This window comes from Aeromonas sp. ASNIH2 (assembly GCF_002934795.1).
Lineage (GTDB): Bacteria > Pseudomonadota > Gammaproteobacteria > Enterobacterales > Aeromonadaceae > Aeromonas > Aeromonas caviae.
Genome location: NZ_CP026406.1, coordinates 4544697 through 4560421, shown reverse-complemented (window position 1 = coordinate 4560421; position 15725 = coordinate 4544697). Strand labels below are relative to the sequence as shown.

Below are 15725 nucleotides of genomic sequence, written 5' to 3'. Positions count from 1 at the left end.
TGGTCTAATCATCCCGGACACCATTTTAGGTGGTACAGTCGCCACCATGACTTGAGGTGTTCAATGACAAGATTGCGTCGCTCATTTACTGCTGAATTCAAACTCGAAGCCGCATCCCTGGTGCTCGACCAGGGATACTCTGTCCCCGAAGCAAGCCGTTCGCTGGATGTCGGTGAAACCGTACTTCGCCGCTGGGTTCAGCAGCTTCAATCCGAACGAACCGGCACCACCCCAATCGGCAAAGCGCTGACCCCGGAGCAGCAGAAAATCCAGGAGCTGGAAGCCCGCATCAACCGGCTCGAGCGCGAAAAGGACATTCTAAAAAAGGCTACGGCTCTCTTGATGACGGACGAGTTCACTCGTACGCGCTGATAGACCGATTAAGAGAGCAAGCCCCCATCACTCTGGTCTGCTGCGCTTTCGATGTTCCAACATCCTGTTTTTACGACTATCTGGCCCGCAAGCGGACGATTAACCGTGAGCGGATGCAGCAACGCAGCGAGTTGCGCCGTTTGTTCAAAGAAAGCCGGAACTCAGCGGGCAGCCGCGCCTTGATGTCGATGATGCGAGAGCTGGGGCATCAGATTGGCCGATTCAAAGTGCGCAGTCTGATGAAAGAAGCCGGTCTGGTATCCAAGCAACCGGGCGCTCATCGCTATCAGGTCGCCCGGTCTGAGCGACCGGATATTCCCAATCTGCTGGCCCGTGAATTTGATGTCCAGCAACCCAATCAGGTGTGGTGTGGCGATATCACCTACATCTGGGCCGCGGGTCGTTGGTATTACCTGGCCGCAGTGCTCGACCTGCATACCCGGCGAGTCGTGGGCTGGGCGATGTCTGACAAACCTGATGCAGAGCTGGCAATAAAAGCGCTCGAGATGGCCTATCAGCAGCGGGGTTGACCATCAGGCGTGCTGTTTCACTCCGACCAAGGCAGCCAATATGGCAGCCGTGCGTTTCGGCAACGGCTGTGGCGCTATCGTATGACCCAGAGCATGAGCCGGCGTGGCAACTGCTGGGATAACGCGCCGATGGAGCGGTTGTTCAGGAGCCTGAAGACAGAGTGGATCCCGACAACGGGATATATGAACCTGCGGGAGGCGAAGCGGGATATCAGCTATTACCTGATGGATTACTACAACTGGCGGCGTCCACATCAACACAATGATGGGATACCGCCAGCAGAGGCCGAAAATCTGCTTAACTGTGTGTCCGGATTTAGTTGACCACTACACTCCCCACCTTATCCGTCTCACCCGAGACAAGGCGATATTCTTTACGTAGGGGGCGGTCTTGTCAGAAAAGTGTCTACACTGCCAACATGGTCAGCCCTCAGGAGAATTTCAGGTTGGTAGAATTGAAGGAATAATGAAAATTATGGTGAGTTACTGAGGCCGAGTCACAATGCCCAAAAATAATTAATGACAGCATCGTCAGATGGTGCTGTACTAATATAGTATATTGAACACCAGTAAAGGGGTAATGCTATTATGTATAAGTATAAACCTTATTATAAATTCAATCCCACGATAAAGAATTTCATGGACGACCAACTGAGCCCAGAAGATGTGGTCAAAAATATTGTATTACTAGTTGAGAATCTTACTCATTACTTCTCACAAGTTGGAGGCACGGTAAACATTACAAGTAATTGTGTGATCACTATAACTACACACCTTACTCAGAATGAGTGTGATGATATTGTCAAAAATCACCTTAACGACCTTAAATTATATGCAGAAAAAATGACCTAAAAACCTTGTATCGTTGATTAAATTAGCCAACAGGCGTAATTAAGCATTATCGGCAAGCTCCACAACAGCAGGGTCTCCACTGTTCTCATCCCTCTCAACCAATATATCGTCTCCAAAAGATCAGCCATAGGATAATGGCTTTCATGCGGGGATAGCTCACGTCCAAGTCAAAAATCAAAAAAATCGCTCATTTCACTATTCGGTGACAGAGTATGACATTCAACCATATATTTATATTTTTCAATATTAGATAATTTCAAAACAACTAATTCCTCCACTTGTTTAATTGCTATTGAATTCTTATCAAAGTCAGCTCCACTTGTAACTACTTTAAAATTTTCCAAATCTCCCATTATCTTATTTTTGTGTGCTGCCCTTGTCTTGTTAATATTTAGATGACGTCCCATAAATGGTTGACATAATAATTTACCGCTTTTTCCAAAGCATCTTTAGATACAAGCCATCTTTTTATGACCTCAGTTTTAGTCACCATTGAACTGTCATCCACCGCAAATCCAACCAAGTCGGGAATTCAGATAATAAGTGCGACACTCATGGATGAATGGCGAGAGGTGGCCAACTGCTGATTGGTGGTACCCTTCTGCTCGCCAAAGTAAAAGCAGTATCACCATGAGCTATCAGCAGTTGACCGAGGGGCAACGATACCAGTTATCGGTGCTTCGCGCACAGGGGATGTCCATCCTTGCCACCGCACGCGCCATTGGCGTTCATCGCTCCACCCTCTACCGGGAGCTGCGTCGTAACGCCGGGCCGCAGGGCTACCAGCCAGACAATGCGCATCAGCACGCCACCCACCGACGGGCCAGTGCGGCCAAATCTCGGCTATCTGCCGATGTCATCCAGTTTGTCGAGCTGACACTCGCCTGGTGGTGGAGCCCGGAGCAGATAAGCGCGGTGGGCAAGCAGATAGGCCTCATGGTGAGTCACGAGTGGATATACCGCCATGTGGCCGCCGACAAAGCCCGGGGTGGCCAGTTGTACCGCCATCTGCGCCAGGGCCACAAGCGCTACCGCAAGGGGGCGAGCAGCCTGCGTTCTCCCATCAAGGAAGCCCGCTCTATTGATGAACGGCCGGCTATCGTCGATAGCCGGGAGCGGCTCGGTGATTGGGAGGCGGACACGGTGCTGGGCAAGCAAGGCACAGGTGCACTGGTCACCCTGGTGGAGCGCAAGAGCCGGCTCTATCTGGTCAAGCGGGTCGCGAGCAAACAGGCTGGGGTGGTGCGGGATGCGATAATCGAGATGTTAACGCCCTACATCGAGCAGGTGCATACCATCACCTTTGACAACGGCGGCGAGTTTGCCGAACACAAGGCGATAGAGGAAGCGCTGGGTGCCGAGACTTACTTTGCGCACCCTTACTCTTCGTGGGAGCGCGGTCTGAACGAGAACAGCAATGGGCTGTTGAGGCAGTTTATCCCAAAGGGAACAGACCTGAGAGAGGTCACGGACGAGGATGTCAGGAGAGCGGAGCAGTGGCTCAACCTACGACCTCGGAAATGTCTCGGATTCAGGCAGCCTGTCAAGGTATTCGAAGAGTACTGTCAGGCGGCATAGGCGAGTGTCGCACTTCGAAGTTGAATTCGCGAGTTCACTAATATGTAATCGTCTGATATTTTACTAACAGATACAGTCGACGTTACCAACATAAGTACAGAGAAAAATGATTTACCTATCATGGCGAGATCCATAATCTTAAGCGAGTAGAGTACAAGATTAGTACAATAATGATTTAATCAAACTCAAAGCAGCAGCTCTCTCCGCCGTTTTCATTCTTTGATCCAGATCGACCTCAATGGGCTTGTCACTCAGGAAATCGGTCCCCCTGATATCCCTAATTCCTTATCCCCCCAGATGCAGCGCCAACCACACCGCAAGGGGGATCACCACCACAGAGAGCGCATTGCCGCCGAGCACGATGCTGGCCACCTTGTCGGGCTGGCACTGGTACTGCTCGCACAGCATGTAGTTGAGCACCGCCGGGGGCAGCGCCACCGACAGCATCAGGAGTGGTATCCAGTCAGGTTCGAGGGGCAGCAGCCAGACGGCGAGCCCCAGAGAGAGGCCCCCCGCCAGCAGGTAGAGCAGGTTGCACTTGATGGCCAGCCCCAGATGATCCAGCTCCCCTTCCATCAGCCGGATGCCTAAGGCAAACAGCATCAGGGGCACCGCTATCTGGCCGAGCAGGGTGGCGCTGGTCACCAGGTATTCCGGCAGCGGGATATGCAGGTTGGCCACCAGCAGCCCGGCGAAGGCGGCCCAGAGCACGGGGCTTCTCAGCCAGAGCCAGCGGGAGCTGCTGGCGGAGAGGATAAACATGCCCACCGAGAAGTGGAGCAGGTTGGAGAGCACAAAGAGGATGACGATGGCGCCGAGCTGCTGCTCGCCAAAGGCGAGCACCATCAGCGGAATGCCGAGGTTGCCGGTGTTGCGAAACATGGCGGGCAAGATCAGCGCGGCCCGCTCTATCTCCTTGAGTTTGAGCAGGGAGAGCAGCAAGCCGGGCAGCAGGATGACCAGGGCACCGGCCCCCACAAGGGGCAGGTGCGCCGCGAGATCCAGGGGGTATTTCACCAGGGCCGAGAAGACCAGCGCCGGGGTAAAGAGCTCGATATTGGCCCGGTTGACATAACCCAGGGCCCCGCCCGGCCGCAGCCGCCCATAGAGAGCGCCAAGGCCCACCACCGCAAACACGGGAATGACGATATTGAGCAGGGCGCTGAACATGGGTATCCCGTTTACAGTTCGCGGGCCGGGCGTCCCATCAGCACCACGGGGTCCAGCGTCACCTCCTGGCTGCCGTTGCTGACCCAGAGCTGGCCGTCGGAGATGGTACAGGTGAGCTGCATGGTGCGCTCCACCATGGCCGCCAGGGGCAGGGTCTGGCTGTCGGAGAGTTCGATGACGCTCAGGTTGTCGTGCAGACCGAGCTTGCCCTGGTTCTGCTTCCACCAGACGCTGGTGCCACGACCGCCATAGAGGTAGAGCACCACCTGGCGAGAGCGGTTGCATGCCTTCTTGAGACGGCGCTCGTCCGGCTGACCCAGCTCAATCCAGAGTTCAATCTCGTCGGAGTAGTTCTTGCACCAGAGCTCAGGCTCGTCGTCGGCTGAGAGCCCCTTGGTGAACTCCAGCCGCTCGGCGGCATGCCAGGCGAAGGCCGCGAGGCGGATCATCATGCGCTCGTCGGTCTCGGAGGGGTGACGGGCCAGGGTGAGGGAGAAGTCCTGATAGAGATTGCGATCCATGTCAGACAAGCTGATCTGGGCCTTGAAGATGGTTGCCTTGAGCGCCATAGAAGTCGTGAACACCTGATAAAAGAGAAAGGGGCGGACATGCCGGGCGTCAGTGTAATCAAAATGGCTGCCGGGTTCGACCGTCTTGCTCTCCGTTTACCCCATCAGGGTCGGGCAAGTGCTTCAGAAGACACAAAAAACAAATGCCAGTCCGAGGACTGGCATTTGGCGGCATGAACGAGAGTGACTCACTTCTCGGCGGACTTGACCCCGAAGGCATTGAGCAGCAGGCAGCAGGTGACTGCCACGGCCACGAAGCCACTCAGAAAGATAAAGGGCATGGCCCCGTATCCCAATATGTTCCAGATGGTTTGTTCGAGCAGACTCATAGTGTGTCCTTCATCCAGTGAAATGGGTGTCCCTTTCGTGACGGGGTCGCCCCCGTTCCTGATGAGACTATTTGACCTCAACCCGCGCCTGAGTCCTATGCCACCAAAGTAATAAATGGGGCACCAGTTTGCGCCAGATCAAGGTTTTCCCCCTCCCCGCCCCGTTTTTCTTCGCGCCCCCGCCCCAAACCGGAAAGGTATGCCCAACAAAAAGCGAGGCGACCTTGGGGTCGCCTCGCTCGATGTATGCCGTCGAGAGCCATCAGTAGAAGGTCTGCTGCTCCGCCGCCATCGCTTTCAGCCGCGCACAGGGGGCGAAGCGGTCGCCAAAGCGCTTCTGATGGTGCTCAAGACGCCCCACCAGATAGTCGATGCCGAGGCTGTCCATGTAGCGGAACGGACCGCCCAGGAAGGGGGGGAAGCCGATACCGAAGATGGCGCCGATGTCGCCATCCCGGGCCGAGGCCACCACGCCGCCATCCAGGGCCATGGCAGCTTCGTTGAGCATCAGCAGCACGCAGCGCTCGGCGATCTCCTGCCTGGCCAGCTTGGCCTGGGGCTTGACGCCCAGCACGTCGTAGACGCTCGCGTCCACCGTCTTCTTGCCCTCCTTGCCGGTGAGCTTGTTGCGCGGAGCCGCCTTGCCATAGAGGTAGAAGCCCTTGCCGTTCTTGCGCCCCTTGCGATCGTCTTCCAGCAGCTTGTCAAAGGCCTTGGGCGCCTGGAACTGCTCGCCACCCAGCTCTTTTTCGAGGATGGGGGAGATCTTGGCCCCCACGTCGATCCCCACCTCGTCCAGCAGGGTGATGGGGCCGACCGGGAAACCGAAGTCGAGCAGAGCGCCGTCCAGTACCTCCACCGGCTCCCCTTCCAGCACCAGGCGCGCCGCCTCGTTCATGTAGGGCGCCAGGATGCGGTTGACGTAGAAGCCCGCCTCGTCCTTCACCACGATGGGGGTCTTGCCCTGGGCCCGGGCGAAGGCCAGGGTGGTGGCCACCGTCTCGGCGCTGGTACCCGCGTGGGGAATGATCTCGGCGAGCGGCATCTTGTCCACCGGGCTGAAGTAGTGCAGCCCTACCACCCGCTCCGGATGCGTCGCCGCCGAGGCGATCTGGTGGATGGGCAGGGAGGAGGTGTTGGAGGCAAACACGGTGTGCTCGCCGCACTCGCGCTCCACGTCCTGCACCATCTGGTGCTTGAGGTTGATCTCCTCGAACACCGCTTCCACCACCATGTCCACCCGGTGGAAGCCGGAATAGTCCAGGGTGCCGGTGAGCAGGCTCATCTGTTTTTCCAGCTCGCTGCGCAGCAGTTGGCGACGCTTGACCTTCCTCGCGAGGAGGTCGTAGCTGTAACGCATGGCATTGCCGATGCCGGCGCTCGCCACATCCTTGATCCGCACCGGTACCCCCGCCTTGGTGGCGGTGACGAAGGCAATACCCCCTCCCATCAGGCCGCCCCCCAGCACGGCGGCATGACCCACCTTGCGCGGCTCGGCCCCCTGATAGCTCACCTCTTTTTTCATCTCCGTGGTGGCGAAGAAGAGGGAGCGCAGGGCGGCGGATTCCGGCGTCATCACCAGCTCGCCGAAGTGGCGGGCCTCGGCCAGCAGGCCAGCCTGCATCCCCTCCTCCACGCCGATGCGCACCACCTCGATGATGCGCTCCGGCGCCGGGTAGTTGCCCCGGGTCTTGGCCTTGACCCCCTTGCGGGCCTGATCGAACAGCACCTTGCGACCAAATTTGTTGGTCTCCAGCACCTTGCCCTGCAGATCCCGTTTCAGGTGGTGGCGCGGCTTGCCCTTCTTGGCAAGCTTGATGGCGGCCTCCAGCAAAATGGACGGGGGCACCATGTCATCCACCAGCCCGAGCTTCCTGGCCTGTTTGGCCCGCACCTGCTTGCCGGTCAGCATCAGATCCAGTGCCTTGGCCACCCCGATGAGGCGCGGCAGGCGCTGGGTGCCGCCGGAGCCCGGCAGCAGGCCGAGCTGCACTTCCGGCAGGCCCAGCACGGTTTTACCGTGATCGGTCACCACCCGGCCATGACAGGCAAGCGCCAGCTCCAGCCCGCCGCCAAGGCAGGGACCGTGAATGGCGGCGATCACCGGGATCCCCAGGGCTTCGATCTCGGCGAACACCTCCTGTCCGGCCCGGGACAGCGCTTCGGCATCCTGGGCGCTGGTGCAGGCCGCCAGCATGGCGATGTCGGCCCCGGCAACGAAGGAGTCCTTCTTGCCGGAGACGATCACCAGGCCGATCAGATCCCCGTTCCCCTTTACCTCGGCCAGCAGAGTGCGGATCTCGTCCGCAAAGGAGGCCTTCAGGGTGTTCATGCTCTCACCGGGCACATCCATGGTGAGGATGCCGATGCCGTCTTTACGAATATCCAGAGAAAAAGTCTTGGCACTCATCATTCCACCTCCAGCACCATGGCCACACCCAGCCCACCCGCCGCACAGGCGGTGTTGAGCCCCAATCCCCCACCCCGGCGCCGCAGTTCATGCAGGGTCTGGGTGATCATGCGCGCCCCGGTGGCGGCAAAGGGGTGACCAAAGGCCAAAGAGCCACCGAGCACGTTGAACTTCTCCATGTCCACCTCGCCGATGGCCTGATCCCGGCCCAGCTTGTCACGGGCAAATTCGGCGTTTGCAAACATCTTGAGGTTGGCGAGCGTCTGGGCGGCAAAGGCTTCGTGCATGTCGATGAGGGTCAGATCCCCAAGGGTGATGCCGGCACGGTCCAGCGCCAGCGGCGTGGCATAGGAGGGGCCCATCAGCATGTCCTGCCAGACATCGATGGCGGAAAACGCGAAGCTGCGGATGTAACCCAACGGCTCCAGACCCAGCTCGCGGGCCCGCCCTTCGCGCATCATCAGCACGGCGGCGGCGCCGTCGGTAAGCGGAGTGGCGTTGGCGGCGGTCACCGAACCGTGAGCCCGGTCAAAGACCGGTTTGAGCTTGGCGTAACTCGCCATATCCGAGCTTTCGCGGATGTTGTTGTCCCGCTCCAGCGGCGACTTGTAGGGGGGCACATGGGCAGTGAACACCTCGCCACTCAATTTGCCCTGGGCCCAGGCTTCGGCCGCCAGGGTGTGGGAGCGGTGGGCCAGCGCATCTTGCGCCTCGCGGCTGATCTGGTGGGTCTTGGCCATCTGCTCGGCGGTCTGCCCCATGGAGAGACCGGTGGAATACTCGGCCACGGCCGGGGGCACCGGCAGCAGGTCCTTCAGACGCAGACGGCGCAGAATATTGAAACGCTGCTGGAGGTTGCGCGCCTTGTTGAGATCCACCAGGGCGCGGGCCAGAGACTTGCTGACTCCGATGGGCAGCACGGAAGAGGAGTCGGCACCGCCGGCGATGGCGATGTCCACCGTGCCGGCCATGATGGATTCGGTGACATTGGCCACCGCCTGGAAACTGGTGGCGCAGGCGCGCGACACGCTATAGGCATCGGTGCTGACGCTCATGCCAGTGCCAAGCACGATCTCCCGGGCGATGTTTGGCGCTTCCGGCATCTGCACCACCTGGCCGAACACCAGCTGGTCGATGAGCTTGGGGTCGAGATCGGTGCGGGCGAGCATCTCGCTCACCACCAGTTTGCCCAGATCCACCGCAGGCACGCCGTGAAAAGCGGTGGCCTGCTTGGCAAAGGGGGTGCGCAGACCCGCCACGACGGCTATCCGTTCGCCCTGGCGAGTCGTCAGTTTCAATGGCTGTTTCATCCTGGCTCCTTGGGTTAAAAAGGCAGAGGTCTGACCTCATTGCGCCACATCTTAACAATCCAATCACAAATTTCATACGGCTGATTGAAACTAAATTGTCCCCATCTTGCCACCCTCCCTCGCCCTTGTGAGCCAACTGGGGTATAAAAAGATCAACTTCCATAAAAACAACGGGTTTATCGCATGGCAGCGGCCGAGTTCAGAGCACTTGGAGACTATCTGGGCAGCCAGATCCTGGGACAGGGCCCCCTCATCGAGGGGCTGCTGATCGCCCTGTTATGTGAAGGACATGTGCTGATCGAGGGGGCCCCCGGTCTTGCCAAGACCCGGGCGGTCAAGGCGCTGGCCGGCGCCGTGGAGGGGCGCTTTGCCCGTATCCAGTTCACCCCGGATCTGCTCCCTGCCGATCTCACCGGCAGCGAGGTCTTCCATCCCCAGGATGCGAGTTTCGTGTTTCAACCCGGCCCCCTGTTCAATCACCTGGTGCTGGCGGACGAGATCAACCGGGCGCCGGCCAAGGTGCAGTCCGCCCTGCTGGAGGCCATGGCCGAGCACCAGATCACCGTGGGCAAGAAGAGCTGGCGCCTGCCCTCCCTCTTCATGGTCGCCGCCACCCAGAACCCCATCGAACAGGAAGGGACCTATCCCCTGCCGGAGGCCCAGCTCGATCGCTTCTTGCTCAAGCTGCTGGTGGATTACCCCAGCCCCGCCATGGAGCTGGCCATCCTTCAACTCAACGCCCGCGGCGACGCCCTGCCGACGCCGCCGGTCACCCTCAGCCAGTCCGACCTGCTGGAAGCCCGTACCACCGTTCAAGGGGTACAGATGCAGGGGCGCCTCGAACACTATCTGGTGCAACTGGTGTGCGCCACCCGCCCCGGCAGCGGCCTGTGCCCCGAGTTAGACCCCCTGGTCGCGGTGGGGGCCAGTCCCAGAGCCAGCATCGGCCTCGCAAGAGCCGCACGGGCCCGGGCCTGGCTCGCCGGGCGCGACTTCGTGTTGCCCGAAGACATCCAGCAGCTGGCGCCTACCGTGCTGCGCCACCGCCTCATCCCGAGTTATCAGGCGCTGGCGGACAACCTCGATAGCGAGGCGCTCATCGCCCTGCTGCTGGATGCCATTCCATGCCCCTGAGCCGACCCCCGCAGGCAGCCCTATAGCCATGACCCCCGTCGCCGAGCCCCGGGATCACCCCGACATCGCCCTCACCCTCGAGCGGCTGCTGGCGGTGCGCCTCTGGACGCGCCAGGGCGAGCGTGCTCGCATTCATCAGGCGGCCCAGGGGCGTATCGGGCGCCAGCCCGGGCTCCATTTCAGGGAGCTTCGCCTCTATCAGGCCGGTGACGAGGTACGTCACATCGACTGGCGGGTCACCGCCCGCCTCGGCCGCCCCCACACCCGCCTCTACGGGGAAGAGCAGGATCAAGCCCACTGGTTGCTGCTGGATCTCTCACCCGCCATGTACTTTGGCTCCCGCGCCCAGCTCAAGGCCCGCCTTGGCTGCGAGCTGGCCGCAGCCCTGTTCTGGCAGGGGGAGAAACAGGCCAATACCTTGATCTGCCAGGGCGCAGTCCCCCACACAGAGCACCAGCGCGGCTCTCTCATGCCTCTGCTGGAAGCGCTCTGCCGCCATTACGAGGCAGGGCTGGATCGCGCCCCCCCGCCCTGGACGCTGGCCCAGACCCTGGCACGACTCACCCTGCCCCACGGGGCCAGATTGACCCTGATAAGCCATCACCAGGCACCGGACCAGGCACTCTGCCAGCAGTTGCAACGTCTTCGCCTGCGCCACGACATCCACTACTGGCAGATCCGCGATCCCCTGGAAGCCGCGCTGCCCGAGCAGGGGCAACTGGCAGTGCAGGCAGGCAGACACAGCGGTTGGCTCGCGGGAGAAGACCCCCACTTTCGCGCCCGCTACCAGAGGGCGGCCGACGAACAGGCCGAGGCCTGTCGCCAGCAGTTACTGCCCCTGGTGACGCGCCTCTATCGCCTCGACAACGGCGCCACCCTGCAACGCCAGTGGCAGGAGGGCGGATGCCGTCTGTTTTGAAGGGGGAGCAGGGCGTGCCCGCACCGGATGCATATCGCCAGCCCTCGTCCAGTGAGGCCTTGCAAGCCATCCGTGCCGAGCTGCGCGACATCCACCAAGGCCCCGCTCTCGAGCCTGCACAGGATCCTCGCCTGATGGCCCTCGGTGGGCTGCTGATCGCAGCGACCGCCGCTTGCCTGATCGCCATGACGGCCCTCACCCTGTGGCGCCAGCGCCGCTGGGCGCACCGGATAGACTGGCAGGCCGACGATCTCGTCCCCAGGCTGCAGGATGCCCTGCGAGAAGCGGCCATGGCCCGCTGGCCCGAGGCGGCCCCCCTGCAAGGGGAGGCCTGGCTCGCCTGGCTGGACAGCAAGGGGGGGAGCGATTTTTCCCAGTTTGCCGCCCAGTGGCCACTCTGGCTCTATGGGGGCAGCGTGCCCGATGAGGCGCAGCGCAAAAGATTGCGCCTCGCCTATCTCGCCTGGGGGCGACGCTGCGTCAGCGCGCCGCGATTCCCGGCAAGCAAGCGAGGGGCACCTCCCCCGGAGGGTACGCGATGATCCTCGCCTGGCCCTGGTTTTCCCTCGCCCTCGCCTTGCCGCTGCTGGTGCGCTTCGGCCTGCCTCCCATGAAGGGGCGCAAGGGAGGAAACCGGCTCGTTCATGGAGGTTTTCCCCTGCTCCAGCCCCAGACGGGGCAGCCCTTGTGGCGTATGATGCTCTGCTGGTGCGCCCTGGTACTGGCCCTGTGCCGCCCCCAGTGGCAGGAGCCCCCGATCATTCACTACCAGAGCAGCCGGGACCTCATCCTGGCGGTGGATCTCTCCGACAGCATGCGCACCCAGGACATGCTGGATGACGGAGAGCAAACGGACAGGCTTGCCGCGGTGCGCCAGCAGATAAGCAACCTTGTCGCCTCCCGCCCGGGGGATCGAATCGCCCTGGTCGTCTTTGCCGATCACGCCTATCTGCTCTCCCCCCTCACCCAGGAGACCGGGGCCCTGCTCACCCTGGCCAGGGAGCTCGATTTCGATCTGGTGGGGCGCACCACGGCCCTGGGGGAAGCCATCCTGCTGGCACGCCAGCACGCCGACCCCACCCGCCCCACCGCCCTGCTGCTGGTGACGGACGGCCGCAATACCTCGGGCAATGCGGATCCCCTGACCGAGGCCCGGCTCGCCGCCAAAGCAGGCATCCGTCTCTATACCCTGGGGGTGGGCGCCGACCCCGACACCTTCGCCGCGCCCGCAGGGGATGCCGATCCCAGTGCCGAACTGGATGAAGCCCTGTTGCAGCAGCTGGCGACACTGGGAGGAGGCCGCTATTTTCGCGCCCGCAACCGGGGCGATCTCGCCGCCATCAACCAGGCCATCGACACCCTGGAGCCCCTCGCCCGGCCCCAGACCCTCTCCCGGCCCCACCAGGAGCTCTACCCCTGGCCACTGGCCCTGGCCTGGCTGCTGCTCTGCTGGCCAGCCCGCTGGCGCATCCCCCTGTCACACAGGCCATCCCATGAGTAGGCTGGTCATGACGGTGGCACCATGGAGCTGACCTTGCTGCGCCCCCTCTGGTTGCTGGCCCTGATCCCCTGGCTGTGGCAGGGGTGGCGCCGCCGCCGCGATCCCGGCTTGCTCTCCCCGGCCATGCAGGCCTATCTGCTGCCGAGCCGCCATCGGGCCATCCCCTGGCGCTGGCTTGCCTGTCTGCCGGTGATCCTGGCGCTCTCGGGCCCCGCCCTGCGCCAACAGAGTCTCCCCATGCCGAGCCCGGCCCTCGATATCTGGCTGCTGGATCTCTCCGACTCCATGCTGGCGCAGGATCTGGCGCCGGACCGGGCAACCCGGGTGAGGCTGGGATTGCAGGAGATGCTGGCCGACATAGCGCGGCAGGACGCGGCCCATCCCATCGCCCTCATTCTATTTGCCGGGGATGCCTACCTCGCCATGCCTCCCACCCGGGATCATCAGGCCATCGCCCTGCTGCTGCCGGACCTGCGCCCGGCCATCATGCCTGTCCAGGGCAGCGCCCCCGAGCGCGCCGTGGCCCTGGCCCTCACCCTGATCCCGCCGGGCCAGTCCGCCCGTCTACTGCTCGTGACCGACGGCCTCTCCGGGACAGCGCGCGATCGCATCGCCGCCCTCTGGCCCTGCCTCAACGACCTGTTCTGCAAGGCAGGCTCGGCCCCGCGGCTCGACATCTTGCTGGCCAGCGGGGGCAAGGAGACCCGGTTGCCCGGCGTGGCTGCCGAGCGCTGGCAGCTCGGCAGCCACGCCGGGCACACCTTGCCGGCGCCCGACGAGGAGGCCATGACCGCCCTTGCCGCCAGTACCGGAGGCAGGCTGGCCTGGCTTGATTCCGGCCTGCCCCGCTTTGCCCCCTTGCCCATGGGCCAGACCCTGACGCAGGGGCAATCCCGGGATCTCGGCCCCTGGCTGCTCATCCCCTTGCTCCCCCTGGCGCTGCTGGCACGGATCGGCGCCCACTGGCTGCTGGTGATCCTCGTCATTGGCGTCGCGCCCCCTTCCCTGCAGGCGGCCTCCCGACAAGATGAAGCAGGCTGGCAGGCTTATCGCCAGGGACACTATCGGGAAGCGGCCAACGCCTTCCAGGATCCGGTCTGGCAAGGCAACGCCTGGTATAGAGCCGGGGATTACGCCAGGGCCGTCGCCGCCTATGGCAGGGCAAACAGCGCCACCGCCCACTACAACAGGGGCAATGCCCTGGTCTGGCTCGGGGACCTTGCCGCCGCGGAGCAGGCCTATCTGAGCGCCCTTCGCCTTGAACCTGGGCACAGGGATGCCTTGCACAACCTGGCCCTGCTGCGGGCCAACCCGCCGCAGACAACTCCCTCGGCAAATGCCCCGGAGCAGGCCGACACTCCCGACCCCGTCCGCGCCTCAGAGGCTCCCCGCCCCCCGGCGCCCCCCGTGCTGCTGCTGGAGCAGCGCCTTCGCAAGGAGGCCCTGCGCCGCCCCCTGATCAAGGTGGAGGAGCCCTGGTGATCCTCGTGCAGCGCTTGCTCTCCCCCCGGATCGGCTGCTGGCTGCTGCTCGCCCTGTGCGCCATGCGGGTGCAGGCCGCCCCTGTCGAGGCCGAGCTGTTGCCGGGGGCGAGCGAGCGCGACTGGCTGCTCGTCATCGAAGCCGACGGGCTGCACCGCGATGAGGATCTCAACCTGCAACCGCTGCTGCGCCAGTTTGCGGTCGGGCGGGTCAGCATACAGCGGGTCAGTGCCCAGAGCCGCAGCCTGACCCGCTGGCAGATCCCCCTGCACCTGCTCGATACCAGCCCGCGCCAGGTGCCCTCCCTGCCCCTTGGCGCCGATCTCACCCCCTCCCTGGCGGTGCCGACACGTTCCCTGGACGGCACCCTGATGCCGACACAAGACCCGGTATTCTCTCCGGTCGAGCTGCAGGCCCGGGTGCTCCATGAGGGGAATCTCTACCCCGGCCAGCCCTTCATCTATGAGCTGACCCTCTGGCTGCCTGCCAACCTGGAGGCCCCCAACCTCGGCGAGCCCATCACCCCGGCCTTTACCATTCGCCGCCTTGGCGAGGACCGCTGGGACTCTCCCACCAGCCCCGGCCTGCCCGGGCGTCTCACGCGAAAATGGCTGCTGCAGGCCAAAGGACCCGGGCTCCATCCCGTCGAATCCCCCCGCTTTCAGGGGCGGTTGCCGCCCCAGGACCAGGCCGGTGCGACCGCGCCGGGCAACGCGGGGGATCTGCTGTCCGCCAGGGCGGCGACCCTCTTCATCAAGGTGGACAAGGCCCCCCTGGAGCCGGTGGCGAGCAGCCTGGTGTTGCGCCAGCAGTTCAGCCCGGCCCAGGCCAGGGTGGGTGAGCCGGTGATCCGCACCCTCACCCTGGTGATGGAAGGGGGGGATGGCAACCGCCTGCCCCCCTTGCCGGCCCCGCCCCTGCCCGCCGGCCTCTCCATGAAGCCGGACGGCGAGCAGCAACAGGAGCGATTCGTGGCCGAGGGGGCGCTACGCTTCGAGCGCCAGTGGCGCCAGGCCCTGACCGCCGACGAGGCGGGGCGCTATGTGCTGCCCCCCCAGACCCTGCGCTGGTTCAACACCCAGAGCGGTCGCATCGAGGAGGCGCGCCTGCCCGCACATCCTCTGGTGTTCACGGCAAGGGAGAGCGCCACTCCCGCCTCCCCCGCACCAGGGGTCCAGTATCTCTATTGGGTGCTCCTGGCCATCCTGCTGCGGGCATTCATGCGCCGCTGGCCGCGCTGGCACGCCTTCTATCGCCTGCAACGGGCCCTCGCCACGGGCTCTCCTGACGAGGCCAGGGAAACCCTGCTGACCTGGGCCGTCCTGCGCTGGGACACCCCCTGTCTGCATCTGGCCAGGCTGCCCTGTCACCGCGACCCCGCCATGGGGGCGCTGCTGGACGGCCTGGATCGGGCCTGTTTTTCCCCCAAGCGAGTCCCTGGCGAACACCTGCCCAGGCAGGCGCTCGCCAGGGAGTTGTGCACCTGGGAGAGCTTTGCGATAGCCTATGGTCTTCGAATACTGGCGTGGATGCGTGCATGATGCGCCCCTCATGAAACAGGACACCCCT

General features: G+C 62.8%; 13 protein-coding genes and 1 pseudogene. 8 read left to right on the top strand and 6 right to left on the bottom strand.

The annotated features are described in order from the left end of the window. The first annotated feature begins 63 nt into the window (after positions 1-63). A pseudogene (locus C3F36_RS21705) lies at positions 64-1226 on the top strand (IS3 family transposase). A 695-nt stretch (positions 1227-1921) separates the two neighbouring features. Here C3F36_RS21705 and C3F36_RS23475 read toward each other — a convergent pair. Further along, positions 1922-2161: a hypothetical protein gene (locus C3F36_RS23475; protein WP_158656180.1), complete on the bottom strand. Its 240-nt coding sequence runs from the start codon at positions 2159-2161 to the stop codon at positions 1922-1924. A 223-nt stretch (positions 2162-2384) separates the two neighbouring features. On the opposite strand from C3F36_RS23475, the gene C3F36_RS21700 reads away from it, so the two are divergent. After that, a complete protein-coding gene (locus C3F36_RS21700; RefSeq protein ID WP_104454191.1) occupies positions 2385-3332 on the top strand; it encodes an IS30-like element ISAs2 family transposase in 948 nt (315 codons plus the stop codon). Between the two features lie 285 nt (positions 3333-3617). Here the strand turns inward: C3F36_RS21700 and C3F36_RS21695 are convergent, their stop codons facing one another. The 5 genes from C3F36_RS21695 to fadI all read right to left on the bottom strand — a co-directional run bounded on the left by C3F36_RS21695 (position 3618) and on the right by fadI (position 9120). Continuing rightward, positions 3618-4502 (bottom strand): AEC family transporter, encoded by an 885-nt coding sequence (locus tag C3F36_RS21695; protein ID WP_069784732.1) that lies wholly within the window; start codon positions 4500-4502, stop codon positions 3618-3620. 11 nt (positions 4503-4513) lie between these two features. Continuing rightward, the gene (locus C3F36_RS21690; protein WP_010674671.1) at positions 4514-5071 is read right to left on the bottom strand and encodes a YaeQ family protein; all 558 of its coding nucleotides are present in this window, start codon (positions 5069-5071) and stop codon (positions 4514-4516) included. A 188-nt stretch (positions 5072-5259) separates the two neighbouring features. Next, a complete protein-coding gene (locus C3F36_RS21685) occupies positions 5260-5400 on the bottom strand; it encodes a TIGR02808 family protein (RefSeq protein ID WP_005325161.1) in 141 nt (46 codons plus the stop codon). Positions 5401-5662: 262 nt separating this feature from the next. Continuing rightward, positions 5663-7810, bottom strand: coding sequence for a fatty acid oxidation complex subunit alpha FadJ (gene fadJ, locus C3F36_RS21680; RefSeq protein WP_104453283.1), 2148 nt, complete (start codon positions 7808-7810; stop codon positions 5663-5665). Then, entirely contained in the window at positions 7810-9120 is a 1311-nt protein-coding gene (gene fadI, locus C3F36_RS21675) for an acetyl-CoA C-acyltransferase FadI (RefSeq protein WP_104455904.1), read from the bottom strand. The genes fadJ and fadI overlap by 1 nt, the downstream gene beginning before the upstream one ends. Before the next feature lie 183 nt (positions 9121-9303). On the opposite strand from fadI, the gene C3F36_RS21670 reads away from it, so the two are divergent. Genes C3F36_RS21670 through C3F36_RS21645 form a run of 6 tightly spaced genes read left to right on the top strand, consistent with a single transcriptional unit; the run spans position 9304 to position 15697 of the window. After that, the gene (locus tag C3F36_RS21670) at positions 9304-10254 is read left to right on the top strand and encodes an AAA family ATPase (protein WP_104455903.1); all 951 of its coding nucleotides are present in this window, start codon (positions 9304-9306) and stop codon (positions 10252-10254) included. A gap of 28 nt (positions 10255-10282) precedes the next feature. Continuing rightward, positions 10283-11173: a DUF58 domain-containing protein gene (locus C3F36_RS21665; RefSeq protein WP_104455902.1), complete on the top strand. Its 891-nt coding sequence runs from the start codon at positions 10283-10285 to the stop codon at positions 11171-11173. After that, positions 11158-11715, top strand: a complete 558-nt coding sequence (locus C3F36_RS21660; protein ID WP_223925064.1) for a DUF4381 domain-containing protein — start codon at positions 11158-11160, stop codon at positions 11713-11715. The genes C3F36_RS21665 and C3F36_RS21660 overlap by 16 nt, the downstream gene beginning before the upstream one ends. After that, positions 11712-12674 (top strand): VWA domain-containing protein, encoded by a 963-nt coding sequence (locus C3F36_RS21655; RefSeq protein ID WP_069784735.1) that lies wholly within the window; start codon positions 11712-11714, stop codon positions 12672-12674. Before C3F36_RS21660 ends, C3F36_RS21655 begins: the two co-directional genes overlap by 4 nt. A 21-nt stretch (positions 12675-12695) precedes the next feature. Beyond that, positions 12696-14156 (top strand): vWA domain-containing protein, encoded by a 1461-nt coding sequence (locus C3F36_RS21650; RefSeq protein WP_104455900.1) that lies wholly within the window; start codon positions 12696-12698, stop codon positions 14154-14156. A gap of 5 nt (positions 14157-14161) precedes the next feature. Further along, positions 14162-15697: a hypothetical protein gene (locus tag C3F36_RS21645; RefSeq protein WP_373870925.1), complete on the top strand. Its 1536-nt coding sequence runs from the start codon at positions 14162-14164 to the stop codon at positions 15695-15697. Positions 15698-15725 lie beyond the last annotated feature (28 nt).

What these genes read in the sequence shown, in the direction of transcription:
- C3F36_RS21650 (WP_104455900.1), top strand. Translation starts at nt 12,696, where the DNA reads ATGGAGCTGACCTTGCTGCGCCCCCTCTGGTTGCTGGCCCTGATCCCC.
- fadI (WP_104455904.1), bottom strand. Translation starts at nt 9,120, where the DNA reads ATGAAACAGCCATTGAAACTGACGACTCGCCAGGGCGAACGGATAGCC.
- C3F36_RS21665 (WP_104455902.1), top strand. Translation starts at nt 10,283, where the DNA reads ATGACCCCCGTCGCCGAGCCCCGGGATCACCCCGACATCGCCCTCACC.
- C3F36_RS21690 (WP_010674671.1), bottom strand. Translation starts at nt 5,071, where the DNA reads ATGGCGCTCAAGGCAACCATCTTCAAGGCCCAGATCAGCTTGTCTGAC.
- C3F36_RS21670 (WP_104455903.1), top strand. Translation starts at nt 9,304, where the DNA reads ATGGCAGCGGCCGAGTTCAGAGCACTTGGAGACTATCTGGGCAGCCAG.
- C3F36_RS21700 (WP_104454191.1), top strand. Translation starts at nt 2,385, where the DNA reads ATGAGCTATCAGCAGTTGACCGAGGGGCAACGATACCAGTTATCGGTG.
- C3F36_RS21685 (WP_005325161.1), bottom strand. Translation starts at nt 5,400, where the DNA reads ATGAGTCTGCTCGAACAAACCATCTGGAACATATTGGGATACGGGGCC.
- C3F36_RS21655 (WP_069784735.1), top strand. Translation starts at nt 11,712, where the DNA reads ATGATCCTCGCCTGGCCCTGGTTTTCCCTCGCCCTCGCCTTGCCGCTG.
- C3F36_RS21695 (WP_069784732.1), bottom strand. Translation starts at nt 4,502, where the DNA reads ATGTTCAGCGCCCTGCTCAATATCGTCATTCCCGTGTTTGCGGTGGTG.
- fadJ (WP_104453283.1), bottom strand. Translation starts at nt 7,810, where the DNA reads ATGAGTGCCAAGACTTTTTCTCTGGATATTCGTAAAGACGGCATCGGC.
- C3F36_RS23475 (WP_158656180.1), bottom strand. Translation starts at nt 2,161, where the DNA reads ATGGGACGTCATCTAAATATTAACAAGACAAGGGCAGCACACAAAAAT.
- C3F36_RS21660 (WP_223925064.1), top strand. Translation starts at nt 11,158, where the DNA reads ATGCCGTCTGTTTTGAAGGGGGAGCAGGGCGTGCCCGCACCGGATGCA.